This window comes from Arthrobacter sp. Hiyo1 (assembly GCF_001263615.2).
In the GTDB taxonomy this organism is placed as follows: domain Bacteria; phylum Actinomycetota; class Actinomycetes; order Actinomycetales; family Micrococcaceae; genus Arthrobacter.
On record NZ_DF952473.1, the window covers coordinates 391,216 to 394,330 of the forward strand.

Annotated in this window: 4 protein-coding genes, 1 tRNA gene and 1 pseudogene; all 6 read right to left on the reverse strand. The window is 61.9% G+C overall.

Annotated elements, in window-relative coordinates; translation table 11 throughout:
* Positions 1-271, reverse strand: a 271-nt coding sequence (locus tag AHiyo1_RS17240) for a DUF3417 domain-containing protein (RefSeq protein WP_113990698.1), incomplete at its 3' end; no start/stop codon positions are given.
* Between the two features lie 621 nt (positions 272-892).
* Complete coding sequence (locus tag AHiyo1_RS17245) at positions 893-1,702, reverse strand: substrate-binding domain-containing protein (protein ID WP_148667621.1); 810 nt, start codon at positions 1,700-1,702, stop codon at positions 893-895.
* A gap of 23 nt (positions 1,703-1,725) precedes the next feature.
* Positions 1,726-1,908 (reverse strand): LacI family DNA-binding transcriptional regulator, encoded by a 183-nt coding sequence (locus AHiyo1_RS28325; RefSeq protein WP_084784568.1) that lies wholly within the window; start codon positions 1,906-1,908, stop codon positions 1,726-1,728.
* 323 nt (positions 1,909-2,231) lie between these two features.
* Positions 2,232-2,307 (reverse strand) — tRNA-Ala (locus AHiyo1_RS17255).
* 143 nt (positions 2,308-2,450) lie between these two features.
* Positions 2,451-2,849, reverse strand: a complete 399-nt coding sequence (rsfS, locus tag AHiyo1_RS17260; RefSeq protein WP_059389355.1) for a ribosome silencing factor — start codon at positions 2,847-2,849, stop codon at positions 2,451-2,453.
* A gap of 63 nt (positions 2,850-2,912) precedes the next feature.
* Positions 2,913-3,115: pseudogene (locus AHiyo1_RS17265) on the reverse strand (hypothetical protein); the annotation flags it as partial.

Consider the following 3,115-nt stretch of genomic DNA (forward strand, 5'->3'; position numbering starts at 1 on the left):
CCAGGTACCGGTCCAGATCCGAAGCCGCCTGCTGAACACGCTCGACGACGGCGCCATCCGCTGCGAGCTCCTGCAGTTCCTCGCGGCTGACCAGGCCGAGGAAGGTCATGGGGTCATGATTGCTTTGCTCCCAGGCTTCGGCGTTCAGCGCGGAGAACAGTTCGCGTGTCGGCAAATGCCAGGACCAGCGCAGGTTCTTCGCCAATCGTGCGAGCGGGGCGATTGCTTCCGGCAGAACCGTTCGTACCGTGAACCGTCGAATCGCTTTCACTTCCGGCCACCTTCGAACGCGGACTGGGCCGGTTTGGTCGACGTTTCCATGCGGGTTACCTCCAAGAGGTTGTTGTGATGATTGGGGAGATGTTGGCTAAGGGTGGGACCACCGCGGCGCCGGGGTGGGTAGGCCTCTGCGGGCACAACCGGCACAGGGCAAGCGCTTACATGCTGTGGACGGGCATCATTGCCCCTCCTGCGCCCGGTCCCGGAACTCAGAAGCAGGCAGCGGTCTCCAGGTTCCGTCCACGCGCTATTCCGGGGCCTTCACGAGCCGGGAACAAGGGGACGCGGCTACTCGTGGATCCGCGGCGGAAGCCGGCGAATTCCCGCTCAGGTTTGCGCGACATCGACCGCATCGTCAATTCGGATGATTGGTACCGAATGATTCCAAGCACGACTTACTTCCTTAGTCTCCGGGAACTCTGATCGGTGACCATCCGCCATGTTGTATCAGGAGGAATCTCATCGCCGTTCGTCGACGCGCCTTGTCGACGCGGGTCGATGGCTCGACAGTAGTTGGCAGCGCGACGGTGTGTCAAATGTCACAATCACGTTCGATAGGAGCGCGTAATGAATGCCTCGAATTGGCGGACTGCACCCGGACGGCGGGGCGATTCTACGGCTGCACGGCGCGTGCCACGGCGGTGCTTCCGCGCAACGTCAACACCGGTTCAGCGAGCCACTGCACGGCATCCGGCCCGTCACTCCTGAGGCGCCGGGTAAGGAATTGTGCTGCTTCACGACCCATGACGCTCGGTTCGGCGGACGCCGTCGTCAGGGCGGGCATGAAGCGCTCCGCGGAGCCGGCACTGGTGTTGATCGCGACAATGGAGAGAGACTCGGGCACTCGCCAACCGTGGGCCGCCGCCGCACCCAGAAGGCCTGCAGTCGCCGCTTCGTTGATCATCACGAGCCCGGTTGTTTCCGGAGATTCTTCCAGGATCTGTCCAAACACCTCGCGACCGCCGGCAAGTGAGCTCGTGGCCGGATACAGCCGAGCGCTGATCCCGTGCCTCGACGCAGCAGCTGCCACGGCATCCCAGGATCGGACCATCGGGCCGTATCCGCTGTCCAGGGACTCACGCGAATGCGTCACAAGGCCGATCTCCGTGTGCCCCAGGCTGACGAGATGCGACACTGCCAGCTCCCCCATTGCTTCGAAATCTGCGTCCACGAATGTCAGGCCATCAGCATCCGTGGGCCGTCCGATCGTGACGAAGGGAACACCGGTTTCCAGCAGGACGGGAATCCGTTCGTCGAATGACCTGACTTCCATCAGGAGGATTCCATCTACGAGGCCCTGGGCCACGATCCGCTGCATCTCGCCCAGGTCGTCGGGGTCCATTGGCCACAGAAGGAGATGGTATCCGTCAGCACGCGCCTGCTCGGCGGCACCTTGGACGTATTCGAATTCCGTGGTGTTCATGCCTTGCTCCCCGACCGGAAAAATCAAGGAGACGATGCCGGTCCGTTTGCCGGCCAAGCCCTGGGCGAGCAGGTTCGGCGTATAGCAAGATCGGACATGGCCTTCAGGATGCGCTCCCGCGTTTCGGGAGCAATCGGCCGGACACCACTGAGGGCATAGGACACAGTGCTCCTGGAAACGCCTGCTACCCGCGCAACATCGGCCATAGTTACCAAGGACTATCCCCCTGTATTGTCGGTGGCTGCTTTGCGATGGGCCCGCGAATGACCGCGAGCCTCCAGACGGTAATGCCTCATAGTAAACCGTAATCGGTTGGGAAAGTGGTGGAGGCATGCTGAGCCCACTGTTGCATACACGCGGCGGCTAAGCGAGGGTGCCGGGATTTACGCGTTCTTGCCTACAACCCAAGACACCGCTGAAAATGCCGGAGAAACGAAAGAGCCACCCCCGGCGGGGTGGCTCTTTCAATTTCCACAAAATCTGAGGCCCTGCCCGGAACATAAAACCCACGTTCCAAGCAAGGCCTCCATGGTGGAGCTGAGGGGACTCGAACCCCTGACCCCCTGCATGCCATGCAGGTGCGCTACCAGCTGCGCCACAGCCCCATATTTTCGCTGCTTCACGAACCGTGAACTGGCCGGAAAACCCCGTCCAGTTTTCGGATTCCTCCGAAGCAACTCAAATATCTTAGAACAGCATTTCCGAAAATTCCAAATCGGGCATATTCAGTTGGTCGGTGCCTTAAAGCCTAGGATTCCTCGACGGCGGGAGCCTTCGCGGAGGCGTCGTCACCGAGTTCCAGGTCCACTACGGGGCAGTCTTTCCAGAGGCGTTCCAGGGCGTAGAAGACCCTGTCCTCGGAGTGCTGGACGTGCACCACGATGTCTGCGTAGTCCAAGAGGACCCAGCGGCCCTCGGAACGTCCTTCGCGGCGGACCGGGCGGAGATCCTGCTTGAGCAGCTCTTCCTCGATACCGTCGACGATGGCGTTGACCTGGCGCTCGGTCGGAGCCGAGGCGATCAGGAAGACGTCAGTCAGGGCCAGACGTTCGCTGACGTCGAGGGCGATGATGTCCTCGGCCAGCTTGTCCGCTGCCGCGCGGGCGGCGTGGCGGGCCAAGAGGACGGATTGTTCATGTGCAGTCACGGGACTCCTTGTATGCGGCTTCGAGAATAGACGAAGCCTGTTTGGTGGCAAAAGCCGTTATGGTCAGCGGGAAAGTCCGCTGGTGATCATGATGATGCCCGCAATCAGGGCGATGGCTCCGATGCCACCCAGTCCCAGGACCAGGAGCCGGGTACGCTGGGCGCGCCCAAGTCCCGCCGTCGCGGCGTCGAGCGGTTCAAGTCCGTAGGCCGAACTTGCCGAAATAGGCGGATGTTCTGCCGCCTCGGCCAGCGCTTCGCCATCGG